Genomic DNA, 22,930 nt, shown 5'->3' with positions numbered 1-22,930 from the left:
TTACGTGGCACTTATTGTCCAAAAGTTTGGCGGCACTTCGGTTGGCTCTATTGAGCGAATAGAAGCGGTCGCCGACCTTGTTGTTAAAACTAAGCAGCAAGGTCATCAAGTGGTTGTGGTTCTTTCGGCCATGTCGGGAGAAACCAACCGCTTAATTAACCTCGCCAAGCAAATAGATACTCGCCCGAGTAGCCGAGAATTAGACGTACTTATTAGCACTGGAGAACAGGTTTCTGTTTCGCTCCTTGCTATGGCTATTATAAAACGTGGCCATTCGGCTGTAAGCCTACTAGCCGATCAGGTTAATATTCAAACCGATAACATGTTTGGTAAAGCCCGTATTGAAGAGGTTGCTGCGACGCGTTTAAAGCATGAGCTTGAGCATAATCGGATCGCGATTATTGCCGGTTTTCAGGGGCGCGATGTAGAGGGTAATATTACAACCCTTGGGCGCGGCGGCACCGATACCTCTGCGGTAGAGATAGCCGCGGCAATAAAAGCCGATGAATGTCAGATCTATACCGACGTTGATGGCGTATACACTACTGATCCTCGTGTAGAACCAAACGCACAGCGAATGCGCCATGTAACGTTTGCCGAAATGCTAGAGCTGGCAAGTTTAGGCGCAAAAGTATTGCATATTCGTGCTGTTGAGTCGGCTGGTAATCATAAAATGCCGCTAAGGGTGCTTTCGAGTTTTGAGCCCGATGAAGGAACGCTAATAAGTTTTGAGGAGAGCGATATGCCAACTAAGGTTGTGTCGGGGATTGCGTTTAATCGTGACGAATGCTTGATAAAGGTACATGGCGTACCATACTGTGTTCATTCTCTTACAAAAATTTTGAAACTTTTTGCAGAAAATGGCATCGAAATAGATATGATTAGTCAAGTTAATCATAACTTTGAAAAAATAGACTATGCTTTTACTGTGCATTCAAATGACTATTTGCAAGCACACGATTTACTAACTCAACAACAGGTAAATCTGCAGGCTGATAGCATTTCTAGTGATACAACAGTTGCAAAAGTGTCGGCTGTTGGCATAGGAATGAAGTCTCACAGTGGTGTAGCGCATCAATTTTTTGATGCATTGGCGCAAGAAGGCATACACATAGTTTTAGTATCGACGTCTGAAATCAAGGTATCGGTTTTAATTGACGAGAAGTATTTAGAACTAGCAGTAAGAGCGTTACACTCAGAATTTTTAACAGAAAATGGATAGTTTGGGAGTTTTTACTTACTTTTCAATCAATTTTTCATTAAAATGGTCAAGCGGAATCTTATAATTTATTGGAACATGGGAGCAAGAGAATGCTAATACTAACTCGTAGAGTAGGTGAAACCCTAATGATTGGTGACGAAGTAACTGTTACTGTATTAGGTGTTAAAGGAAATCAAGTTCGAATTGGTGTTAACGCACCTAAAGACGTTTCAGTGCATCGTGAAGAGATTTACATGCGTATACAAGCTGAAAAGTCTAACCCTAATCCGGGCAATGCTTAATCAACACTTATACTTAGCTGAGTAATGCACTTAGCTATACCAAAAGCCACTCACTGAGTGGCTTTTTTGTTTATAAAATCGCGCATTTCATCGGTTAATACACTGCTAGAAATATATTGCATACCTTTATTATGGTGCACTAAGTAGCCGTGGTTAGTTTTAATAATATGGGTTATTTCTGCCCACTTAAATGTATGGCTTTTATAGTGGTTTTCGGTGCTAATAGCGTCATCGGTAAACGAAAGAGTAACCGTTGAGCCCGAAGCACGACTAAACATTTGGCGCGTAACCCACCAAGGCCTGCGGTAATAAAAGGCAACGCATTCTAATACACCTAGCATTATTAAAAATGTACCTAGGTAATGATCGTCCATAGCGTAAATACTAATTAAACCTAAGCACACCAGTAATGCCAGCAAAAAATACTTTGGCTTGGCTGCTTTACTATAAGAGTGGGACTCGTCAAAGCATTCGTAGTAGTAGGGTTTATCGAGTGTGTAAGTGGTGGTCAGTGCCATAATTGCTAATAAGTAATAGTTTTCGCTATTTTAACAAGCTAGCGTAAAAATCACACCCGTTAATGTAGGCTATGCATTATAAGAGTTAGAAGCCCCTTTTTATTAGCGCACAAAAAAACGGCTTATTAAAAGCCGTTTTTTACGTTACCAAACAGATTAACAGTTAGTTTCTTCTGCGTTAACGCCTTCTTTTACATTTTCACATGCATCTTCAACAGAGTTTTGCACGTCAGTTACTGCTTCATCAATACGCTCACCTGCTTCTTCTGCGTGGTTGTCTTCACAACCCATCATAAAGAAACCTGCAAATACGGCGATTAGTGCTGCTTTTAAAGTTGTTGAGTTCATAATGTAATTCCTTGTATATGTTGATTGTTTAGTGTTTTAAGTATGTTAGTAGCTACCTGGGCGATTTACCGCGCAGCGCACCTGAAACTAAAGAAATCACTAAAAGTACTAAAAAGATAAAGAATATAATTTTTGCTATACCAGCTGCGGCACCTGCGATACCACCAAAACCTAACACTGCAGCGATTAAAGCAATAACTAAAAATGTAATTGTCCAGCGTAACATTGTTTTCTCCTTGGTTATCAAATTCGTTCGAAAGTAATAATGCCAGTTGCGTGCCAGAGTTTAATTTTATTATTTTTCAATATGTTATGGTTTTTGGGGCGAAGATTATAAATTTAGGATTGGTAAGTTTTACGTTTAACGATGTAACTTATTCACACTATTGTAAAGAGAGTAAAAAAATAAATATTTTTTTCGCGCTGCTTTACTAGTCTTGGTAAGACCAATTTACATTTTAGCCCAAACTGATTTTTTACCTGCCGTTTAACTTACTATTTTTTATGGTTTTTAAGTTATTTTGGGTTTAACCATATAACCTTTGCCTATAACGGTTATTTTTATCATCTATATCTAAGCCAATTTAACCCAGTATTAGCTATGTTAACTATTGTGGCTGTATGTTAGTTTAATTTTAATTGGTTTTACCAATTGACAGGTGGTGGACAAAGTTAAAAGTTTTGTTATCATTCGGTGAATAATTATTTAAATAAAGCGGTTTTTTATATCGCTATATAGTGCAGGGGGAGAAAAATGGATATAGGAGCTGTACTCACAACCGCAGGTAGCTTGATGCTTACGGGCATGGTGGGCGTGTTTGTATTTCTTTCAATATTGATTGGTGCTGTGTCACTCATGTCTAACTTGGTTGCTCGTTTTGACGAGGCTGAAGTTGCAATACCGGTTAAATCACCATCTTTAAAATCTCAAGGTGTGCCAAACGAGCACATCGCTGCTATTAGTGCTGCCATTGCTCAGTACAAATCAAATAATAAATAAGAGGCACACATGGCTAAATTAAAATTAACAGAACTTGTTTTACGCGATGCTCATCAGTCTTTACTTGCAACCCGTATGCGCTTAGATGACATGCTCCCTATTGCTAACAAACTTGATGATGCCGGTTATTGGTCTATTGAGTCGTGGGGCGGCGCTACGTTTGACTCGTGTATTCGTTATTTAGGTGAAGATCCGTGGGAGCGTATTCGTGCCCTTAAAAAAGCTATGCCGAATACTAAACAGCAAATGTTATTGCGCGGGCAAAATTTATTGGGTTACCGCCACTATGCCGATGACGTGGTAGAAAAGTTTGTAGAGCGTGCCCACAAAAATGGTGTAGATGTATTTCGTATTTTTGACGCCATGAACGATGTACGTAACTTAGAAACGGCAATTAAAGCGGCTGTAAAAGTAGGAGCGCACGCGCAAGGTACTATCTCTTATACTGTAAGCCCAGTGCATACCCTAGATATGTGGTTAACCCTTGCAAAACAGCTAGAGGATTTAGGTTGTCACTCTATTTGTATTAAAGATATGGCAGGCTTATTAAAACCATACGATGCAGAGCAACTTATTAAAGGGCTAAAAGAAACCGTTTCTATCCCTATTGCTATGCAGTGCCATGCAACCACAGGTTTAAGTACAGCTACGTATCAAAAAGCCATTGATGCAGGTATTGATATGCTTGATACCGCAATTTCTTCAATGAGTATGACTTATGGTCATTCAGCTACAGAAACCATTGTAGCGATTGTTGAAGGTACGCCCCGCGATACCGAATTAGATTTAAACCAGCTAGAAGAAATAGCGGCTTACTTTAGAGATGTACGTAAAAAGTACGCTGCCTTTGAGGGGAGCCTTAAAGGGGTTGATGGCCGTATTTTACTCGCACAAGTACCTGGTGGCATGTTAACCAACATGGAAAACCAACTTAAAGAGCAAGGCGCAGCAGATAAGCTAAATGAAGTATTACTTGAGATCCCACGCGTGCGTGAAGATTTAGGTTTTATCCCGCTAGTTACTCCAACATCGCAAATTGTAGGCACACAAGCAGTACTAAATGTGCTTACGGGTGAGCGTTATAAAACAATTACCAAAGAAACCGCCGGTGTTTTAAAAGGCGAGTATGGTTTAACACCTGCACCTATGAACAAAGAGCTGCAAGAGCGAGTGCTTGATGGCAGCGAGGTTATTACGTGTCGCCCTGCAGATAATATAGCCCCAGAGCTTGCATCGCTTGAAGCAGAGCTGCAAAAAGAAGCGCAAGAACAAGGTTTAACACTTGCTGATGAGCAAATAGATGATGTGCTTACCTATGCATTATTCCCACAGGTTGGCCTTAAATTTATTAAAAACCGCAACAACCCAGATGCCTTTGAAGCAGCGCCAAGTGCTGATGATGCAAACGCTAAACCTGCAGCAAAACCTGCAAGTAACAAAGGTGTTAGCGCTGAGCAATACAGCGTTAAAGTTGACGGTAAAGTTTACGATGTAGTGGTTGCACAAGGTGGCGAGCTTAAAGAGGTAACGCTAAAAGATTCAGAGCACTTACCACAATCAGCATCGGTTGCATCAGGTGAAACACTGAATGCGCCACTGGCGGGTAATATTTTTAAAGTAAAAGTAAAAGCAGGCCAAGCCGTAAACGAAGGCGATGTGGTTGTTATTATGGAAGCGATGAAAATGGAAACCGAGGTTCGTGCAATGCACTCAGGTACTGTGGCTGAGGTCTTAGTGTCTGAAGGTGATGCTGTGACAACGGGCGATGCAATTATAGCGATGGCGTAGGAGTAGCTTTTATGGAAGGTCTTTTAAACCTTTGGCATGCTACCGGCATTGCTAACTTTACGTTTCCTGGCTTAATAATGATTGCGGTAGGGTGTTTGTTGTTGTTTTTAGCCATTGCTAAAAACTTTGAACCCCTATTACTGCTGCCGATTGGCTTTGGCGCAATACTGACTAATATTCCGGTTGCTGGGCTTTCTGACCCAGGTGGTTTGCTTTATTACGTGTACTACGTAGGTATTGATACGGGGATCTTCCCTTTATTAATTTTTATGGGAGTAGGGGCGCTAACCGATTTTAGTGCGCTTATTGCCAACCCGCGTATGTTATTACTGGGTGCAGCCGCGCAGTTTGGTATTTTTGCCACCTTGTTTGGGGCAATTTTATTAAACTATGTACCTGGCTTTGAATTTAGCTTACAAGATGCCTCAGCCATTGCCATTATTGGTGGTGCCGATGGCCCTACAGCCATATTTTTAGCATCTAAGCTTGCCCCTGATTTACTAGGTGCCATTGCGGTTGCTGCTTATTCTTACATGGCGTTAGTGCCAATTATTCAGCCGCCTATTATGCGCGCATTAACTACACCTGATGAGCGTGCTATTAAAATGCCAGAGCTGCGCAAAGTATCTAAAAAAGAAAAAATAGTATTTCCTTTAATGGTACTGAGCTTAACCGCTATGTTTTTACCAGCGGCTATTCCCTTAGTAGGTATGTTCTGTTTAGGTAATTTAATGCGTGAGTCTGGTGTTGTAGATAGGCTTAGTAACAGTGCCCAAAACGAAATTATTAATATAACCACGATATTTTTAGGTTTGGCAGTGGGCTCTAAACTAGCGGCTGATCAGTTTTTAACTGTAGAAACCATTGGTATTTTGGTGCTCGGTGCGCTGGCATTTGCTATTGGTACAGCATCGGGTGTGTTTATGGCAAAAGGCCTTAACAAGCTTTCTAAAACACCTATTAACCCTTTAATTGGTGCTGCGGGTGTATCGGCAGTACCGATGGCGGCGCGTGTAGTTAATAAAGTTGGGCTTGAGAATAACCCACATAACTTTTTACTTATGCATGCTATGGGGCCAAACGTAGCTGGGGTGCTAGGAAGTGCCGTAGCCGCAGGTATATTACTGGCGCTTGTTGGCTAGTATTTAGGATTTAATCCAACCGATTAGCGCAGTTTATTGCGCTTTTTTTATGCCTATAAAACTGTACGTATTAAAGTTTGTTTGCAGACGTGTTTTTGTTTACAGTGAGGGCTATGCACACTAATAAGGATAGTCATCATGCTTCACACCCCTTTGGCAAAATATTTACCTCATGTTAGTAGACTCGTTTTTGGCTGTATGGGCCTAGGCGGCGGTTGGAATAAAGACGCCATTACTAAGGCTCACTTAAAGCAAACTCACGAGTGTATTGATGCAGCCATAGCTGGCGGCATTAACTTTTTTGATCACGCCGATATTTATACCTTTGGCAAAGCCGAGCAGGTATTTGGCCAAGCACTAGCTGAGCGACCAGAGCTGCGCGAGCACATGTATATTCAATCTAAATGCGGTATACGTTTTGAAGATGATAAAGGCCCTAAGCGTTACGATTTTTCGGCCAAGTGGATTGAAGAGTCAGTTGAAGGTTCACTTAAACGTTTAAACACCGATTATCTTGATGTGCTTATGCTTCATCGCCCTGATCCGTTAATGGAAGTAGAAGAAATTGCACAAGTATTTAGCTGTCTTCAAGAAAGCGGCAAAGTACGTAATTTTGCCGTATCAAACATGCAGCAGCACCAAATGAACTTTTTACAACACGCCCTAGATATGCCAATTGTTGCTAACCAAATTGAAGCAAGTTTACAAAAACACCAATTTGTTGATGAAGGCGTTTATGCAGGTAATGCAGATGGAAAAGATCTTAACTTTACACCGGGCAGTGTAGAGTATTGCCGCCACTTTGATATTCAAATACAAAGCTGGGGAAGTTTATGCCAAGGGCTATACACAGGGGGCGATTTAACAAATGCATCGCAAGCCGATATAAATACCAGCATACTCGTAAATAAGCTTGCTGCACTTTACGATACAACGCCTGAGGCAATTGTTTTAGCTTGGTTATTACGCCACCCTGCATTAATACAGCCAATTATTGGCACAACGAACGTTGAGCGTATTGCAGCGTCATGCGGTGCGCTAAATGTTACGTTAAGTCGCGAACATTGGTATGCATTGTATGTAAGCGCCAAAGGCCATGAATTACCATAATTAAGGTTTAGGAATGAATATATTTGTTATTTTAATTTGCTTGTTTGTCGCTCTAGCGGTGCTGATACCTTTGCTTGAAAAGTACCAAGGAAAAATGGGATTGGATGGCGCAACCAAATACAGCAAATATATTTGGCCGCTGGTTATGGTTTCTTTAGTCGTACAGCTAATTTATGTATTAATAAACTAATAAACTAATAAAAACACAAAAAAGCCTTTGCAGGTTAACCCTGCAAAGGCTTTTTTAGTATCTATAACTTATACGTTACTTAAGTGCTAGCTGTAGTTCGCGATTGCGTTCAAGCTGTGCAATAAAGTTTTCGGCAATAGGTTTAAACTTAGCAAGTTCAGAGCGTGGTAATGGCTCAGACTTAGGTAACTTAACGGTTTTAGGATTACGGTGTACACCATTTACTAAAAATTCGTAGTGTAGGTGCGCGCCTGTTACACGGCCAGTAGAGCCCACGGTACCAATTTTGTCACCTTGTTTAACCTTTTGGCCTGTTTTAACAAGCTTTTTGTTAAGGTGTAAGTACTTAGTTACGTACTGTGTGCCATGGCTTATAAATACGTAGTTACCATTGTACTTACTGTAACCTGCTTTAATTACTTTACCGTTACCCGAGGCTACAACCGGAGTGCCTGTACGTGCTGCGTAATCAATACCACGGTGCGCTCTTACTTGCCCTGTTACTGGGTGTAAGCGACGTGGGTTAAAGCTCGAGCTAATATACTTAAAGTTTACTGGCGCACGTAAAAATGCTTTTTTCATGCTGCGCCCTTCAGGCGTATAAAAGCTGCCGTCGGTATGGCGAATAGCCGCATAACGCTGGCCTTGGTTTATAAATTCTGCCGCAATAATTTTACCAGTGCCAATAAACTCGCCATCAACATAATGCGACTCGTAAATTAGCCCAAACTGATCGCCCTTACGAATATCGTTGGCAAAATCCACATCCCAACCAAATATATCAGCAAAGTTCATTATTTGGCGCTCGCTTAAGCCTGCAGCAATTGCTGAGGTCCAAAAGCTGCTAGAAATTTCGCCACCGGCTGTTTTGCTCAGTGTTTCTATTTCTTTGCTATCTATTGATGTGTCGTAATTACCTTCGTCATTTAAGGTAACAAACAAAGTATCTGTTTTTGAAATAACATAACGAAGTTGAGCTAAATCACCGTTTTCTGCTGTTGCAAAACTAAGTATTTCACCTGGGTGAATTTTAGTTAGTTTGCGTGTTTCAGCATTGGTGTTAATTAGCTTGTGAAGCGTTTGCGCTGAAAAGCCAGCACGCTTGAAGATAATTGCTAAATTATCGCCGTTTTTAACTTGATGATCGACTAAGTCGTATTCTGGCAGCTTTTCTGCTGCTTCTAGCGAATTTAATTCAGTTAATTTTTCGTTGTCTTCAACTTTAACTTGTAACTCGTAACGCTTACCAATTTCTAGTGCATTTGCACTATTGTCTTTGGATGCAGTCGCTTTTTCTGAAGGAAGAAAGGCTAAGCCAACAATAGCAGAAACCAAACCTAGAATAAGCAATTTGTGTTTTTTGGGAAGCGTGTTAACCACGTGAACCATAACGTGCCTTTTCTGCTGTCGTGAAAATAAAATATATATTAATGCAGGATATACGTAATAAGGTACGAATACTAGTAAATAAAGCTAAAAGCCCCGCAAATGTTAGTAAAATGACAATTTATAGTTGTTTAAGTTTATCGATTTAAACTGATTCTAAAGTGCGCTAAAATCGGCGTTTAAACACCATTTCTAATTGCCTAACACAGTGAGACTAAGCTTATTGAGTTTAGTTGCATTATTCGCATAAAAAATTGTTTTAATTAGGTAGAAATTTGTTATGTTAGCAACATAAGTGCTTTTGGTTTAAATCTGTTTTAAACCCTTATGTAGCAAGTCATCTAGTTGCCCCTTCGTTGGCAGAATTTTGGAGTAATACACAGTGGATTTACAAACCGCTCTAGCAGAGATAAAACGCGGTGCAGAAGAGATATTAATTGAAGACGAATTAGTTGAAAAACTAAAGTCGGGCAAAAAGTTAAAAATTAAAGCCGGTTTCGATCCTACCGCGCCAGACTTACATTTAGGTCACACTGTACTAATTAATAAAATGAAAACCTTTCAAGATTTAGGTCATGAGGTTATTTTCTTAATTGGTGACTTTACCGGCATGATTGGCGATCCAACAGGCAAAAATGTAACACGTAAACCACTGACCCGTGAAGATGTACTTGCCAATGCTGAGACTTATAAAGAGCAAGTTTTTAAGATTTTAGACCCAGCTAAAACCACCGTTGCGTTTAATTCTTCGTGGATGGAAAACCTGGGCGCAGCAGGTATGATCAAACTTGCAGCTAATCAAACTGTAGCGCGTATGCTAGAGCGTGACGACTTTAAAAAGCGTTACGGTAGCGGCCAACCCATTGCAATTCACGAATTTTTATACCCACTCGTACAAGGTTGGGATTCGGTTGCACTTGAGTCAGACGTAGAGCTTGGTGGTACTGATCAGCGCTTTAACCTTTTAATGGGCCGCGAGCTTCAAAAAGTAGAAGGTCAAAAGCCTCAAACAGTATTAATGATGCCATTGCTTGAAGGCACTGACGGCGTTCAAAAAATGTCTAAGTCGCTTGGTAATTACATTGGTATTACTGATGCGCCAAACGATATGTTTGGTAAAGTAATGTCGATTAGCGACGTACTTATGTGGCGCTATTACGACTTACTAAGCAGCTTATCAATCGAAGAAATTGCAGCGCAAAAACAACGCGTAGAGCAGGGCACTAACCCGCGTGATATTAAGATTGAGCTGGCGAAAGAGTTAATTGCACGTTTTCACAGTGAAGAAGCTGCGCAAGCCGCACACGATGACTTTATCAAACGTTTTCAGAAAAAAGCGCTACCTGATGAAATCCCTGAGCTGACAATTACCATTGCAGAAGAAGGTATTTTAATTGCTAACTTACTTAAAGAAGCTAATTTAGTAGCCAGTACTTCTGAAGCAATGCGCATGATTAAGCAAGGTGCAGTAAAACTTAACGGTGAAGATAAAATCACTGATACAAAACTTGAAGTAGCAAAAGGCACGACCGCTATTTACCAAGTAGGTAAACGTAAGTTTGCCAACATTACTGTTGCCTAAGCGCAGTTAAAACTAAAAAACCAGCTTAGGCTGGTTTTTTTGTGCGCGTATTTTGGCTGCTAAAAACCACTAAATCAGCTTTAATATCTCAATACTGATAATGACTAACAGCCAAAATGCACGCGCTTGATTTAATCTATTTATGATCACAGGGACGTCTTCGGCTTTTGGGAGTCGCTCGGTTCCAATTCGCATTTTATTAAAACGCTTACCAAAATAAACCGCAGGGCCGCCTAGCTGTACGCCAATAGAGGCGGAGCACACACTTAAAATCCACCCCGTATTTGTTTGATAAAAGTGTCTGCCATAGTGCTTTATATAATGCATACTTTGTTTACTGGCTTTGCTTGCGGCAATGGTTAATGCAAGTAAGCGTACGGGGATAAATTCGATTATAAACAAAAGTAGTTTAAGCGGTTTTAAAAAGTGGCTATTAGGTGAAATATCGGTGCGCCAAGCATGCTGCATTAAAGTCAGTAGCCGATACGCTAAAGCGGCAATCGGCCCAAGTAATAAAAATATAAATATAACGGTAAAGTAATTACGGGCAGTTCGTAAAATTAAGCTTTCAATTAAGGCTTTAATAATACCTGGCGCTGAGAGCTTATTGACCTCTCGGGCAAGCAGTGGCTTTACGAGTTCACGCGCGGTAGATTTTTGGTTTTGTTTTACTAACTTTGCAACACGCAGGGCTTTTTTTTCAATCGCTTTGCTTTCTAGGCACAAATATAAAATGAGGCCCGCGAGCAGCTCAGGATAAAAGGCAAATTCAAGCAGTAACACAATAATAATAAGAATAACGCTTAAAACTAGCGCACAGGCAAGAGTGGAGGCTAAATAAAGGTAACTTTTAGGCTCACTTGGTTTATAAACTCGTTTTCCTATAGCACTAAATATAGCGGTTAATACTGTATTAGGGTGATACCAGCTTTTTAACGGGAAAAAGCGCTCAGCAATGAGCGCCACAAAAAAGGCAATAAAGTCCAAATGGTTTTGAACAATATTGCTTAGCATTTACAGCGTAACTTTTGTTAGTTTTTCCAATAGTGCAACAACCATTTTTGATGAGTTGATTGATGCAGTCTCTAAGTATTCTTCAAACGATTGCGGCGACTCTTTACCGGCAATGTCAGACATAGAGCGAATAACCACAAATGGCGTATTAAGCGCAAAACACGTTTGTGCAATAGATGCGCCTTCCATTTCTACTGCAAGCATTGTAGGAAAGTCGCTGCGTGCTTTATCAATTCGCACTGGATCACACATAAATGAATCACCCGTACAAATTAAGCCTACTAAGGTTTTTACTTCGCTAATTTGCGCAATGGTTTGCTCGGCAGCTTCAACTAGTTTTGGGTGTGCGGCAAAGCCTGCTGGCATTTGTGGAACTTGGCCGATTTCGTAGCCAAAAGCGGTTACATCTACATCGTGATGGCGTACTTCTGAAGAGATAACAACATCGCCAACACTTAAAGAGGGATCAAAGCCACCGGCAGAACCTGTGTTAATAACACAGTCAGGATTGAAGTTATCAATTAATAACGTGGTTGCAATCGTTGATGCCACTTTACCAATACCCGATTGCACAAGTGTTACTGTATTACCCGCTAATTCGCCTGTGTAAAAGGTAAACCCTGCTTTAGTTAGCACTTGTGGATTTTGCATTGCTTCACGTAAAATTTTAACTTCTGGCTCCATTGCGCCAATAATACCAACATTCATAGTGTTTGATTCCTGAGTTTGAATACGTAGATTATACGTGAAGTTAGCAATAAAAAACAAAAAAGCGAGCTGTTTTACGGCTCGCTTTAAATACTTTTAGGAGAGTATTTAATTCTATTTTAAATTTCGGCTAACGCAGTGGTTTGGGCTTTAGCCTGAGAAGGTGACAATACCGCAGGTTTACTTACACGATTACGTGTTGGACGAGCCGATTGCACCGCTGCAGGTTTGCCTAATTTAAACATAATTGCATCGCGCACCTCAGAAGGGCGGTAGCCTGATTTTACTTTCATACGAATATGTGGAATGCCAGCGGATTCTAAAGCGCCGTTTACAAACCAGTCGCGCTGCGCTTTGTGGCCATCTTTATTGGCGTTGTTAACCAAATCAACCGCAGCCACTATCGTCATTTTTTCTTTATCTACCAGCACAAAATCGAGTTGCTTATTTTTAGCTTTAGCTAAAGCTGCACGTTTTGATTTAGCTGAGAGGCCTTGCTTGCAGTCGATTACATCGATGAGTTTGACGCGGCTCACAATTTTGTATTGATCGCCTACCGCACGCTCTAAAAGATTTAAAAATGCACCCTCAACCTGTGTAAACACGGTTTGTTTGCGGGTAAAAGGATAGGGATTGCCGCCATCATCACTAAATTTTGACGCAACCACAGAGGCCCCAACCACTAATACTAAAATTGATAATAAAGCGAATTCCATACGGTAACTCCATAACAACAAATTGACACTGCTCAAGTAAAGCAATTTACGTGCCTAAAAATTGGTTGTTATGGCTAATTACCGTATGTATTTATTATTAATGCAGCAGGGCTGCTAGGCTTTGTAACCGCCCTCAATTCCTTTAACGGCAATAGCGACTGCATCATGCGCATGGAGTGATTCGTAATGATTAATTTGCAGCCAGTAATCACTAAAGTTATCGTTTTCAAGAACCGCTTTAATTTTACGTGCAGCGTCTTCACAAAACATTAAATTTTGACCGTTAAGGCGGGCAAATTCTTGCTCATCTTCACGTTTTACTGCCGCTTGTACGGGGGTTTTTAGCTCAGCTTCTAATGTATCAATTAAATTTACAACGTCAAATTCACTAATTGTGTTGTCTAGCTTTACTTTAACGTTTGCAATTGAACGCTGTGAGTGAGGCGTTGCCACAATACCCTGCGTTGTACCTAGCCATGCTAAAACGTCTTTTTGATTAAGTGTTTCTTGGTTAAACTTTTCGCTAAAAGCATTTTGAATAAGTTGACGAGCAAGTGCTGCAGAGCATGGACAGGTTGATGAATAAGTAACATCAATGCTTAGCTCGTAGCTAATTACGCTATTTTCAATAGTGCTGGTTAGGGTAATTGGGTAGCTTTTCCAACCTGCTTTACCGCTTAATAACGATTTACGCCGCAGCGGTAACTCAAATTTAAACTCTATTTGGGCTTTGTCACTTAATCCTTCGTGGCTGGTGATAAAGGTATCGAGTGCTTGAGCTAAAGTTTGTGGGTTAACTTGTTGCTCTGTTGAGAGTAAATCAAGCGCTAAAAATAAACGCGACATATGAATGCCTTTAGCGCCTTCTTTATGCAAATTAACAAAGGCACGCGCTTTTGCGTTAACGGTAACGGGTGCTAAATCTTTCGATTCAAAAATAAATGGCAGTTCTATTTCGCCCATACCAACCCAGTCTAACTTACCTGTTTGTAAGGCGGGAGCCGTATCAGCTATATCGGGCATGTTGGTTTGCATGTGCGCTACTCGTTATTGGTCATAATAAAGCGCAGCATTTTACACTAAATAATTTATTGCTGAAATGATGAGTTTAACAAGTAGGCAAAAGTAAACATGAAAATTTTCTGTTTTTGTCGCACAACATGAATATAGCTAATAGAAAAATGCTAAAATCTGCTGCAAAATGCGTTTGACTATTAATAGGCACTTTTTATTTATGCCTAGTAACGAGATACACTGACCTATGACCGATTCTTCTTTGAGCCCTTGGGCTCGAGTACTTTCTAGTTTAATAACTCGCTTTGGCGAGTTAAAAACCGCGGCAATGTGCTACGCGCTTTTATTAGGCGTGTCGCTTATATTGTCGAGTATGTTTTATTATGTGGCACTGGGTGAGGTTAATTTAGTTGATATTTTAGCTGTGGTATTTTTTACTGCGGTTGTATCTCCCTTTATGATCAGTATTTTACTCAACTCGATTAGACAATTAGATGCCTCATACGCTTATTTAGACAGCGCCACAAAACAAGAAAAGCTGTTAAATCAAACATTAAAAGATAATATCAACCGCCTCAACATTGAAATAGATGAGCGAAAAATGGCCTTTCATGCCAAGCATCGCGCCATTGAAGAGCTTCGCCGCGAAATAGCAGAGCGTAAAAAAACACAACAAGAACTTGCTCAGCAAGGCATGCTCCTTCGCTCTATTGTCGACTCTTCCCCCGATTTATTTTATTACCGAGATAACAACGGCGTGTTTGCCGGCTGTAATAAAATGTTTGAAGAGGTTATGGGCAAAACCAGTGCTGAATTAATTGGTAAAACAGTGGAGCAAATTTTCCCAAGCTACTTTTTAGCAGAAGTACTCAGAACCGATAAGCAAGTAGAGCAAACGCATCAAGCGCTGACAATTGATGTTGAATATATGGTTAATGGTGAAAACCGTTGGTTTGAGCTGCGTAAATTACCGTTTATAAACGATCAAGGTGACTACATAGGTTTGCTTGCATTTGGCCGTGATATAACCAGCCGTAAAGAAGCAGCACAAGCGCTTGAAACAGCCTATAAGGATAAAGGTAAGTTTATAGCAACGCTTAGCCATGAGCTACGCACGCCATTAAATGGCATTGTAGGCTTAACCCGCATGCTACTTGATACAGAGCTTAATAAACAGCAACGCAGTTGGTGTAATACGGTGTTTTCGAGCGCTGAAACCTTAGGTAATATTTTTAACGATATTATAGATTTAGATAAAATAGACCGAGAGCAGTTAGATATAGCAACCGACTCTATTAACGTTTCAGACTTTATTAACGATGTAGTGAACTTTGCAGGTTTAATTGCTGAACAAAAAGAGCTTGAATTTTCAATTGAGCGAAATGGCACATTAGATGTTTATGCACTCCTAGACCCAACGCGTTTACGCCAAGTGGTATGGAACTTAATTAATAATGCCGTTAAGTTTACCCAGCATGGCGAGGTAAAACTCACATGTAGCCGAGAAGAGCGTAACGATGGACCGTGGCTTGAACTTAAAATATCAGACACAGGGCAGGGGATCCCAGAGGATCAACTCTCGCGCATATTTGATATGTACTACAAAGCCCCAGATTTAAGCGGTAAAAACGCGATTGGCTCAGGCATTGGTTTAGCCGTAACCAAAGCGTTGGTCAGTGCAATGAAAGGCACCATTTCGGTAACCAGTACAGAAGGTGAAGGCAGCTGCTTTACAGTACACATACCGCTTAGCTTATGTGTAGCGCCTACCGAACAAAGCTATGCCGGTAGAGGTTTATATATTTTACTTGTAGAGGATGTGCCATTAAATGCCGAAATTGCGACTAACCTGTTAGAGCAGCGCGGCCATGAAGTGATTTGGGCCGAAACAGGTGAAGATGCACTCTCGTTTGTAGAAACCGAAGACGAGCTAGATTTAGTACTACTTGATATGCAACTGCCCGATATAAATGGTGATGAGGTGGCAAGACAAATACGTGCCGATAGCCATTTTGATAAATTACCTATCGTTGCGCTTACAGCGAATGTACGTAGCGCCGAAGAAGACTTAGAAGGCATTTCGGTGCAAGGGGCGCTTGCTAAACCCATTAATACAATAAAGCTTGATAAAATGCTGGCTGATTTGTTTGATATTCAACAAAGTGAATCTGACAAGCCGCTGCTAACGGTAAGTAAAGAAGCGCTTGAGGGCATTAATGCAGGTGTGCTTGATGTTGAAACCATTGAAGACTTTGTAAATTCTATGGGGCTTGAAGTATTTAAGCGCAGCAGTGGTTTGTTTGAAAAACTAAACCCGCAATATCAGCAAGAGCTGCAAAGCGCGTTAAATGAAAACGACAGGGAAGAGTACAAATCGGTGGCGCATAAGCTTAAAGGTGCTGCGGGCTCTGTAGGATTAAACGACGTACAGTTACATGCTAAAAAGATGGAACACGGTGCGCTTGATGAATCAGATGAAGTACTAAAAGAATGGTTAGATACATTGGCAGATAAAATAAATGAAGGACAAATTGCCCTTCATTCGTTTTTACAATTATTAGAGTAAGCGGTTTACTCTAATTAAGCGTCGATTTTACCAATAAAGCGGTAACCTTCACCATGGATGGTGCTGATTAGCTCAGAAGTAGAATTATCACTTTCGAAGTGCTTACGAATACGACGAATCGTTACATCTACTGTACGGTCATTAGCGCGAAGCTCACGGCCAGTCATATGCTTAATAAGTTGCTCACGGCTAAAAATACGCCCTGGAGAATCAAGCATTAAACGCAGCGCTCTGTATTCACCTTTAGGTAAACGCTTAGCATCACCATTGGGTGACGTTAAACAACGGCTGTTTTCGTCAAGTTCCCAACCGTTAAATGTAATTACACCGTTGGTTTCTAGCACTGACTCTTCGCCGCCTAGCGCTGTACGGGTAATTAAGTTGCGAGCGCGTATAGTCAATTCACGAGGGTTAAAAGGTTTAGTGATGTAATCATCAGCACCAATTTCTAAACCTAAAATACGGTCTACATCGTTATCACGGCCGGTTAAAAAGATTAAACCGACTTTACGTTTTTGGCGTAATTCACGTGCTAAAATTAGCCCGTTTTTACCCGGTAGGTTGATGTCCATAACTACAAGATTGACGTCATCATTATTTGTAAGCTTGTCATGCATATCATCGCCATCAATGGCTTCAATAACTTTGTAACCTTCAGCTTCAAATAAACTCACGAGGTTTAGTCGAGTTACGTCTTCATCCTCTACGATTAGAATGACTGGCGTTTGCATTATTAATTAACCTTTTTGGAATATTTTATTTACAAAAAATCGAATCTTAACTAAATAATTCGATTACTAGAGATTATAGGATTATACCCAAATGTTAACAAGAAAAAACAAGTTGGATAAAAATAAAACAGTAGGGGTGTTCCAAACTAACCAAAAGGCATTGTGCAAAAACTACTGTTTAATGATATATAACGGATGCAGCTTTTTGAATTATGAAAACGAAGCCATTTCCTTTAATAATTGATACATCCACCAATCGCTTAAAGGTACTAAAAATAATCGCGCAAATTCAAAACGGAATTATATCATTTTATAACCTTTCATCAATGTATGTGATACTGCAAAAGCAATAAAGTTCAGAAATTGTATCGCTTAATTATTAGATCAAGTTAAATAATTAAACATGAAATATCACATGCTCTCTCTATAAGGTCATTAAATGGTAATTCAAGTAAAAAGCGTAAATAAATACTCTTTTTTTAAACACTTTTTATGGAATTGTAATAACAAAGCGTACGCCGGGTTTCGCATCTAGGTCATACAGTATATGCCCACCTAGTGCTTGGGTTACCAAGTTGTACACTAAGTGCATGCCTAAACCACTTGCCCCTTGGCCTCGCTTAGAGGTTACAAATGGGTCAAATATCCTGTTTTTGACATTTTTATCAACGCCTTGGCCGTTATCTGTGTAGATTATTTTTATTTGTGGGCCTGTTATTTCTATATCAAACTTAATTTCGTTATTTTCGCTATTGCTAAAACCATGAATGGCAGAGTTTAAAATAAGCTGTTGGAATATTTGTTGTAGTGGCTCAGATTTACTCTCAATGGTTAAATCACTCGGACAATTGATCACAACGTTAGGCTTTGACTTTATTAACTCTGATTGAATCGACATTAACACATCAGATATTAACCTATGGATGTTTACATGGGTTTTAATCCCATCATCTTGAATTACAGCTACCTTTTTAAAGTTAGAGATAAGGTCGGCCGCACGGTTTAGGTTTCTATAAATTAAATCAAGGTTTTCGATACCTTCGTCAATAAAGCGTTTTAATTGGTTAGAAGTTAGAGACTTATTATCAAAACTAAGCTGAATATCGGCAAGTTTATCGCGCAGCAAGGTTGAGCCAGTAATACCTAGGCCAATTGGGGTGTTAACCTCATGGGCTACGCCGGCTACCATTTGCCCTAAAGATGCCATTTTTTCGTTTTCTACTATTTGTTCTTGGTATTGGTGCATTCGCTCAAGGGTAGAAAGCAGCTCTTGGTTTGCTTCACGCAGGGCTATTGTTCTTTGGCTTACCTTTTCTTCTAAGCTCTGGTTGAGCTGTTTGATCTCTAGTTTGTCTTTTTCATGACGTTCTATTTGCTTACGGGTGCGAGTAAGCATGATATTTAAGCTGTTTGATAAGGCTGTAACCTCTTTTACGCTGGTGCTGGGTGCGCGTACGTCATAATTATGATTTTTTGATACGTCTTGTAGCAATACACTTAAGTGTTCAATAGGGTTAGCGATACTTTTTTGTGTTTTTATCGCTATAAAGTACACAAAAAACAAAATAAACAGAGTAAGGAAAATATCTATAATAATTTTTTGTTTTATAAATTCATCTAGGCTTTCTAAACTACCACGCATGTAAACGTAACCCACCACCTGCTCGTTATTAAGCACAGGTGTTATTAGCTCAATGTAGTTGTTGGTCACTCTTGGCTCGTTAAGCTCTTTAATGCTGTCTACGCGCAGCGGAACAGGTGGGGTTTTTTTAGCATTAAAGCTAATAAAAAATACAGGTTTACTCGATGTTTTCTCTATTGCGTAAATATGAATGTTTTTAACAAGGGGAATTTTATCAAACGACTTTAGGCGTTTTTCTTCTGTTTTTCTGTCGTCTTTTACCAATGAATCTGCGGCATCAAAAGCAACAATATCGGAAAGGATCACGAGCTTGTTTATGATCAGTTCCTTTTGTTCTTTTACACTCATATAAGTGGAAATTGAAACCGATAAAGTTAAACAAATAGCAGTGATAAGCATGATGGTGTTGATCAGCGCTTTTCGAATACTTTTTTGATGTACTTTTTTTGGCATTATTGCTGCATCGCCTAAGCATGAATATTTATATTTAGAACTTTAGTTTAGCAAAAACCATAGAAAGTGAAGGGAAATAGTGAAATTAATTCTGATATTTATTCGAAAGTTAGGCTAAGTATTAATTACACTTAGCCTAACTAAGTATAATTAGTTAGCTACTGTAAACGGCAAATTTGTTATTTTTGTACACAGTGTGGAAGCTACCAAACTGCGCCTCTAAAATTGGCGGGTATTTTAAAAAGCTATTAGCCACTATGCTTAGCTTTCCTACCTTGGTTAAGTGCTGCTTAGCATTTGATAAAAATGCTTCAGCAATTGTGTAGTCGGTCGCTATGCCAGTATGAAAAGGCGGGTTACTAACTATTAAATCAAACTTGCCGCTAATACTTTTTAAGCCATCACTTAAAATGGTACCGCCTTTAATATTATTAAGCTTTAATGTTTGCTCAGTAGCATAAGTTGCAAGTGCGCTCACATCGCTGCAAGTAAAAGTCAGTGCTGGGTTTTTAATACCTAAAAAAGTGGCTATTAAGCCCGCACCACAGCCAAAATCCAGTACATTACCTTGTTTAGTGGTCGGGGCATTTTCTAGTAGCATTTTTGTGCCAGCATCTAAAGCGCCGTGGTTAAATACACCCGGAACACTGATAGCATCAAACTCTACTCCTGCTACATTTACTCTAAACGTTTTATGGTAGCGGCTAATCTCAAAGGTTGGGTTGTTCTCTAGTTGCTCAAATGAAAACAAAATACAATGCTTAGCAGAGTCAATTTTATTACTGTACTGCGCTTTGCCCGCGAGCTGCTTTTCTATCGATTTAACGCCACTTTTATTTTCGCCTACCACAAGTAGCTGTGCTTTTTCGTTAATAACGGCGCGAATATTATCAAGTGCCATTAATACTTCAGGCTTTGATTTTGGGTAGTAAAGAATGACTAAATCGTAATCGTTGGCGGCCATTTCATGGTTAACACACACGTTTATGCCATTTATTTTTTTAGCAAATTCCCCATTAGCATGGTTATAACTAAATGCGGTGATGGCACTTTGAGGATTTAACTGCTTTAGCTCTGCTAAAAAGCCATCTTGAACAAAGTTGACCACCAAGATAGATTTTCCCACTAGTTCTTCGCTATTACGAAGTAACAGTAAACTTGGGTTGGTTAATACGCTCATAAATGGCTTTGCCTTACAAATTATTGATTAGTAAATTAGTGTAATTATTTTGTGCGCTCAAACATTAAGTCCCATACGCCGTGACCTAAACGGTGGCCGCGCTGTTCAAACTTAGTTAGCGGGCGCGAATCAGGGCGAGGCACGTAGTCGTTGGTAGATGACTGATTTTTATAGCCTGGCGCTGCTTGCATAACTTCTAGCATGTGCTCGGCGTAGTTTTCCCAGTCAGTAGCCATATGAAAAACACCGCCAATTTTTAATTTTGTACGCAGTTTTTCAGCAAATTCTGTTTGCACTATACGGCGTTTATGATGACGCTTTTTATGCCATGGATCAGGGAAGAATAACTGCAGCGTTGTTAAGCTTTCATCTGCAAGGCAGTCAGCGAGTACTTCTACCGCATCGTGTTCAAATACACGTAAATTAGTAACACCGGCCTCATCTGCATCCATTAAACATGCGCCAACGCCTGGGCGATGTACTTCAATACCAATAAAGTTTAGGTGCGGTGCATTTTTCGCCATTTCAACTAATGACTTGCCCATACCAAAACCAATTTCTAATACTACATCATTGTTATTGCCAAATACTTGGGCTAAGTCGAGTAGGCCGTTTTTATGCTCAAGCCCCATAGTTGGCCAGCATTTTTCAATTGCGGCAGCTTGGCCTTTAGTTAAGCGGCCTTCGCGTTTTACAAAACTGCGAATTGTGCGGATATATTTACCTTCTTGCTTAGCTTGCTCAAGGTTGTTGTTACTTGATTCACTCATATTATTGGCCTGACAAAAACAATGTGTTTAAAAATGGTTGCGTATTATCCCTGACCACGCAGCTAATCACAAGTATTAGCGTGTTATAGCGCCTTCATAGCTTGATCTTTTTATTAACTGCAATAGACTGAGCCGCTATTGAGCATGAGTAAAAGTAGTATATGTTGGATTTAAATAAACAGCAGTCAGACAAATTTGCTAACCAAGTGGTTCAGTGGTATCACCTTCATGGGCGTAAAACATTGCCTTGGCAACTAGGTAAAACACCTTATAAAGTGTGGGTGTCAGAAGTAATGTTACAGCAAACGCAAGTTGTTACGGTTATTCCATACTTTGAAAAGTTTATGGCAAGCTTCCCTGATATCATAGCTTTAGCAAATGCAGATGAAGATTTAGTGCTGCATCATTGGACTGGCTTAGGTTACTACGCACGGGCACGTAACTTACATAAAACGGCCAAAATAGTGCGAGATAAATACCAAGGTAAATTTCCAACTACACTTGAAGAAGTCATGGATTTACCCGGAATAGGGCGCTCTACCGCAGGTGCGGTATTATCGCTGTCGCTTGGCCAGCACCACCCTATTTTAGATGGTAATGTTAAGCGAGTGCTTGCCCGTTATTTTATGGTTGAAGGATGGTATGGGGTAAAAAAAGTAGAAAACCAACTTTGGCATTTGTCTACCCAGTTAACCCCTAAAAACAATGTGACTGAGTTTAACCAAGCCATGATGGACTTGGGCGCCAGCCTTTGCTCTCGCAGTCGCTTTGACTGCCAAGCGTGCCCACTTAATAGCGATTGCGGTGCGTTTAATGCCGGTAAGGTTAAAGAGTTTCCTCATTCTAAACCTAAAAAAGCGGTTCCTAAAAAGAGTTGTCATCAGTTAATAATTCAACATAACGAGAAAGTTTTAATGGAAAAGCGCCCAAGCAGCGGTATTTGGGGCGGTCTGTTTGGCTTTTTTGAGTTCAACGAATACAGCGAAATGGTGTTATTTTTAAATCAGCAAGGCTTAAAAACTGAGCTGGAAGAGCTAACGCCTTTTACTCATGTGTTTTCGCATTTTGAGCTGACAATAAATCCACATGTGCTTAATATTAATAACGTACCGGATGTAGTAAACGATAAACAACTTGTGTGGTACCCACTCGATCAATCTATAGAGGTGGGTTTAGCCGCACCGACTAAAAAGTTGGTTAAACAAATGAGCCCAATAGGTTAAACTATTAGCATTTAGCGCTTAAGAGAGTCAATTATGGCACGTACAGTATTTTGTCAAAAGTTACAAAAAGAAGCCGAAGGGCTTGGATTTCAGTTATACCCTGGTGAACTAGGCGAGAAAATTTTTAATAATATTTCTAAAGAAGCATGGGGCCAGTGGCAGCATAAGCAAACTATGCTAATTAACGAAAAGCATTTAAATATGATGGACCCAGAGCACCGTACGTTTTTAGAAGAGCAAATGGTTGGCTTTTTGTTTGAAGACAAAGACGTAGAAATTGAAGGTTATCGACCTCCTGAAAAGTAATTTTTAGGCATAAAAAAAAGGGCTATATAGCCCTTTTTTT

At 40.0% G+C, this 22,930-nt stretch carries 23 protein-coding genes; 11 read left to right on the top strand and 12 right to left on the bottom strand.

Annotation, left to right across the window (positions count from 1 at the left end):
* Positions 1-4: 4 nt before the first annotated feature.
* A complete protein-coding gene (locus AN395_RS18170) occupies positions 5-1,222 on the top strand; it encodes an aspartate kinase (protein WP_054983851.1) in 1,218 nt (405 codons plus the stop codon).
* Positions 1,223-1,311: 89 nt separating this feature from the next.
* Positions 1,312-1,503, top strand: a complete 192-nt coding sequence (csrA, locus tag AN395_RS18165) for a carbon storage regulator CsrA (RefSeq protein ID WP_004587515.1) — start codon at positions 1,312-1,314, stop codon at positions 1,501-1,503.
* Positions 1,504-1,553: 50 nt separating this feature from the next.
* On the opposite strand, the gene AN395_RS18160 is transcribed toward csrA, so the two are convergent.
* From AN395_RS18160 to AN395_RS19445, 3 genes are all read right to left on the bottom strand, one after another.
* Positions 1,554-2,021, bottom strand: a complete 468-nt coding sequence (locus AN395_RS18160) for a YcxB family protein (protein WP_004587516.1) — start codon at positions 2,019-2,021, stop codon at positions 1,554-1,556.
* 156 nt (positions 2,022-2,177) lie between these two features.
* A complete protein-coding gene (locus tag AN395_RS18155; protein WP_004587517.1) occupies positions 2,178-2,369 on the bottom strand; it encodes a hypothetical protein in 192 nt (63 codons plus the stop codon).
* Positions 2,370-2,421: 52 nt separating this feature from the next.
* On the bottom strand, positions 2,422-2,595 hold the full coding sequence (locus AN395_RS19445) for a DUF1328 domain-containing protein (protein WP_002961939.1): 174 nt from the start codon (positions 2,593-2,595) through the stop codon (positions 2,422-2,424).
* A gap of 528 nt (positions 2,596-3,123) precedes the next feature.
* On the opposite strand from AN395_RS19445, the gene AN395_RS18145 reads away from it, so the two are divergent.
* From AN395_RS18145 to AN395_RS19550, 5 genes are all read left to right on the top strand, one after another.
* The gene (locus AN395_RS18145) at positions 3,124-3,369 is read left to right on the top strand and encodes an OadG family protein (protein ID WP_024031602.1); all 246 of its coding nucleotides are present in this window, start codon (positions 3,124-3,126) and stop codon (positions 3,367-3,369) included.
* A gap of 9 nt (positions 3,370-3,378) precedes the next feature.
* On the top strand, positions 3,379-5,157 hold the full coding sequence (gene oadA, locus AN395_RS18140; RefSeq protein ID WP_054983849.1) for a sodium-extruding oxaloacetate decarboxylase subunit alpha: 1,779 nt from the start codon (positions 3,379-3,381) through the stop codon (positions 5,155-5,157).
* Positions 5,158-5,168: 11 nt separating this feature from the next.
* Complete coding sequence (locus AN395_RS18135) at positions 5,169-6,299, top strand: sodium ion-translocating decarboxylase subunit beta (protein ID WP_004587520.1); 1,131 nt, start codon at positions 5,169-5,171, stop codon at positions 6,297-6,299.
* A 138-nt stretch (positions 6,300-6,437) separates the two neighbouring features.
* The gene (locus AN395_RS18130; RefSeq protein WP_004587521.1) at positions 6,438-7,409 is read left to right on the top strand and encodes an aldo/keto reductase family oxidoreductase; all 972 of its coding nucleotides are present in this window, start codon (positions 6,438-6,440) and stop codon (positions 7,407-7,409) included.
* A 13-nt stretch (positions 7,410-7,422) separates the two neighbouring features.
* Positions 7,423-7,599 (top strand): hypothetical protein, encoded by a 177-nt coding sequence (locus tag AN395_RS19550; RefSeq protein WP_024031605.1) that lies wholly within the window; start codon positions 7,423-7,425, stop codon positions 7,597-7,599.
* 75 nt (positions 7,600-7,674) lie between these two features.
* Here the strand turns inward: AN395_RS19550 and AN395_RS18125 are convergent, their stop codons facing one another.
* Entirely contained in the window at positions 7,675-8,988 is a 1,314-nt protein-coding gene (locus AN395_RS18125) for a peptidoglycan DD-metalloendopeptidase family protein (RefSeq protein ID WP_054983848.1), read from the bottom strand.
* Between the two features lie 379 nt (positions 8,989-9,367).
* On the opposite strand from AN395_RS18125, the gene tyrS reads away from it, so the two are divergent.
* Entirely contained in the window at positions 9,368-10,567 is a 1,200-nt protein-coding gene (tyrS, locus tag AN395_RS18120) for a tyrosine--tRNA ligase (RefSeq protein ID WP_024031606.1), read from the top strand.
* Between the two features lie 69 nt (positions 10,568-10,636).
* Here tyrS and AN395_RS18115 read toward each other — a convergent pair whose 3' ends face one another.
* The 4 genes from AN395_RS18115 to folE2 all read right to left on the bottom strand — a co-directional run bounded on the left by AN395_RS18115 (position 10,637) and on the right by folE2 (position 14,040).
* Positions 10,637-11,581, bottom strand: a complete 945-nt coding sequence (locus tag AN395_RS18115) for a regulatory signaling modulator protein AmpE (protein ID WP_054983847.1) — start codon at positions 11,579-11,581, stop codon at positions 10,637-10,639.
* Positions 11,582-12,289, bottom strand: coding sequence for a 5'-methylthioadenosine/S-adenosylhomocysteine nucleosidase (gene mtnN / locus AN395_RS18110; RefSeq protein WP_004587526.1), 708 nt, complete (start codon positions 12,287-12,289; stop codon positions 11,582-11,584).
* A 119-nt stretch (positions 12,290-12,408) separates the two neighbouring features.
* Positions 12,409-13,005, bottom strand: a complete 597-nt coding sequence (locus AN395_RS18105; RefSeq protein WP_024031608.1) for a DUF2726 domain-containing protein — start codon at positions 13,003-13,005, stop codon at positions 12,409-12,411.
* Between the two features lie 114 nt (positions 13,006-13,119).
* Positions 13,120-14,040 carry a GTP cyclohydrolase FolE2 gene (folE2, locus tag AN395_RS18100; protein WP_054983846.1) on the bottom strand — a complete coding sequence of 307 codons (921 nt, stop codon included), beginning with the start codon at positions 14,038-14,040 and terminating at the stop codon, positions 13,120-13,122.
* A gap of 226 nt (positions 14,041-14,266) precedes the next feature.
* Here folE2 and arcB point away from each other — a divergent pair, with 226 nt between their 5' ends.
* The gene (arcB, locus tag AN395_RS18095; RefSeq protein WP_054983845.1) at positions 14,267-16,585 is read left to right on the top strand and encodes an aerobic respiration two-component sensor histidine kinase ArcB; all 2,319 of its coding nucleotides are present in this window, start codon (positions 14,267-14,269) and stop codon (positions 16,583-16,585) included.
* Between the two features lie 14 nt (positions 16,586-16,599).
* Here arcB and arcA read toward each other — a convergent pair whose 3' ends face one another.
* The 4 genes from arcA to trmB all read right to left on the bottom strand — a co-directional run bounded on the left by arcA (position 16,600) and on the right by trmB (position 21,361).
* A complete protein-coding gene (arcA, locus tag AN395_RS18090) occupies positions 16,600-17,316 on the bottom strand; it encodes a two-component system response regulator ArcA (RefSeq protein WP_004587530.1) in 717 nt (238 codons plus the stop codon).
* Positions 17,317-17,806: 490 nt separating this feature from the next.
* A complete protein-coding gene (locus AN395_RS18085; RefSeq protein ID WP_054983844.1) occupies positions 17,807-19,411 on the bottom strand; it encodes a HAMP domain-containing sensor histidine kinase in 1,605 nt (534 codons plus the stop codon).
* Positions 19,412-19,565: 154 nt separating this feature from the next.
* Positions 19,566-20,591, bottom strand: a complete 1,026-nt coding sequence (locus tag AN395_RS18080; RefSeq protein WP_054983843.1) for a methyltransferase — start codon at positions 20,589-20,591, stop codon at positions 19,566-19,568.
* A 44-nt stretch (positions 20,592-20,635) separates the two neighbouring features.
* Positions 20,636-21,361 carry a tRNA (guanosine(46)-N7)-methyltransferase TrmB gene (gene trmB, locus AN395_RS18075; protein WP_024031613.1) on the bottom strand — a complete coding sequence of 242 codons (726 nt, stop codon included), beginning with the start codon at positions 21,359-21,361 and terminating at the stop codon, positions 20,636-20,638.
* Positions 21,362-21,522: 161 nt separating this feature from the next.
* Between trmB and mutY the strand changes: the two genes are divergently transcribed.
* Complete coding sequence (gene mutY / locus AN395_RS18070) at positions 21,523-22,584, top strand: A/G-specific adenine glycosylase (RefSeq protein WP_054983842.1); 1,062 nt, start codon at positions 21,523-21,525, stop codon at positions 22,582-22,584.
* A gap of 33 nt (positions 22,585-22,617) precedes the next feature.
* Positions 22,618-22,890, top strand: a complete 273-nt coding sequence (locus AN395_RS18065; RefSeq protein ID WP_004587535.1) for an oxidative damage protection protein — start codon at positions 22,618-22,620, stop codon at positions 22,888-22,890.
* Positions 22,891-22,930 lie beyond the last annotated feature (40 nt).

The sequence above is a fragment of the Pseudoalteromonas sp. P1-30 genome (genome assembly GCF_001400005.1).
Classification (GTDB): Bacteria; Pseudomonadota; Gammaproteobacteria; order Enterobacterales; family Alteromonadaceae; genus Pseudoalteromonas; species Pseudoalteromonas atlantica.
This window is presented reverse-complemented; position numbering and strand designations above follow the sequence as displayed.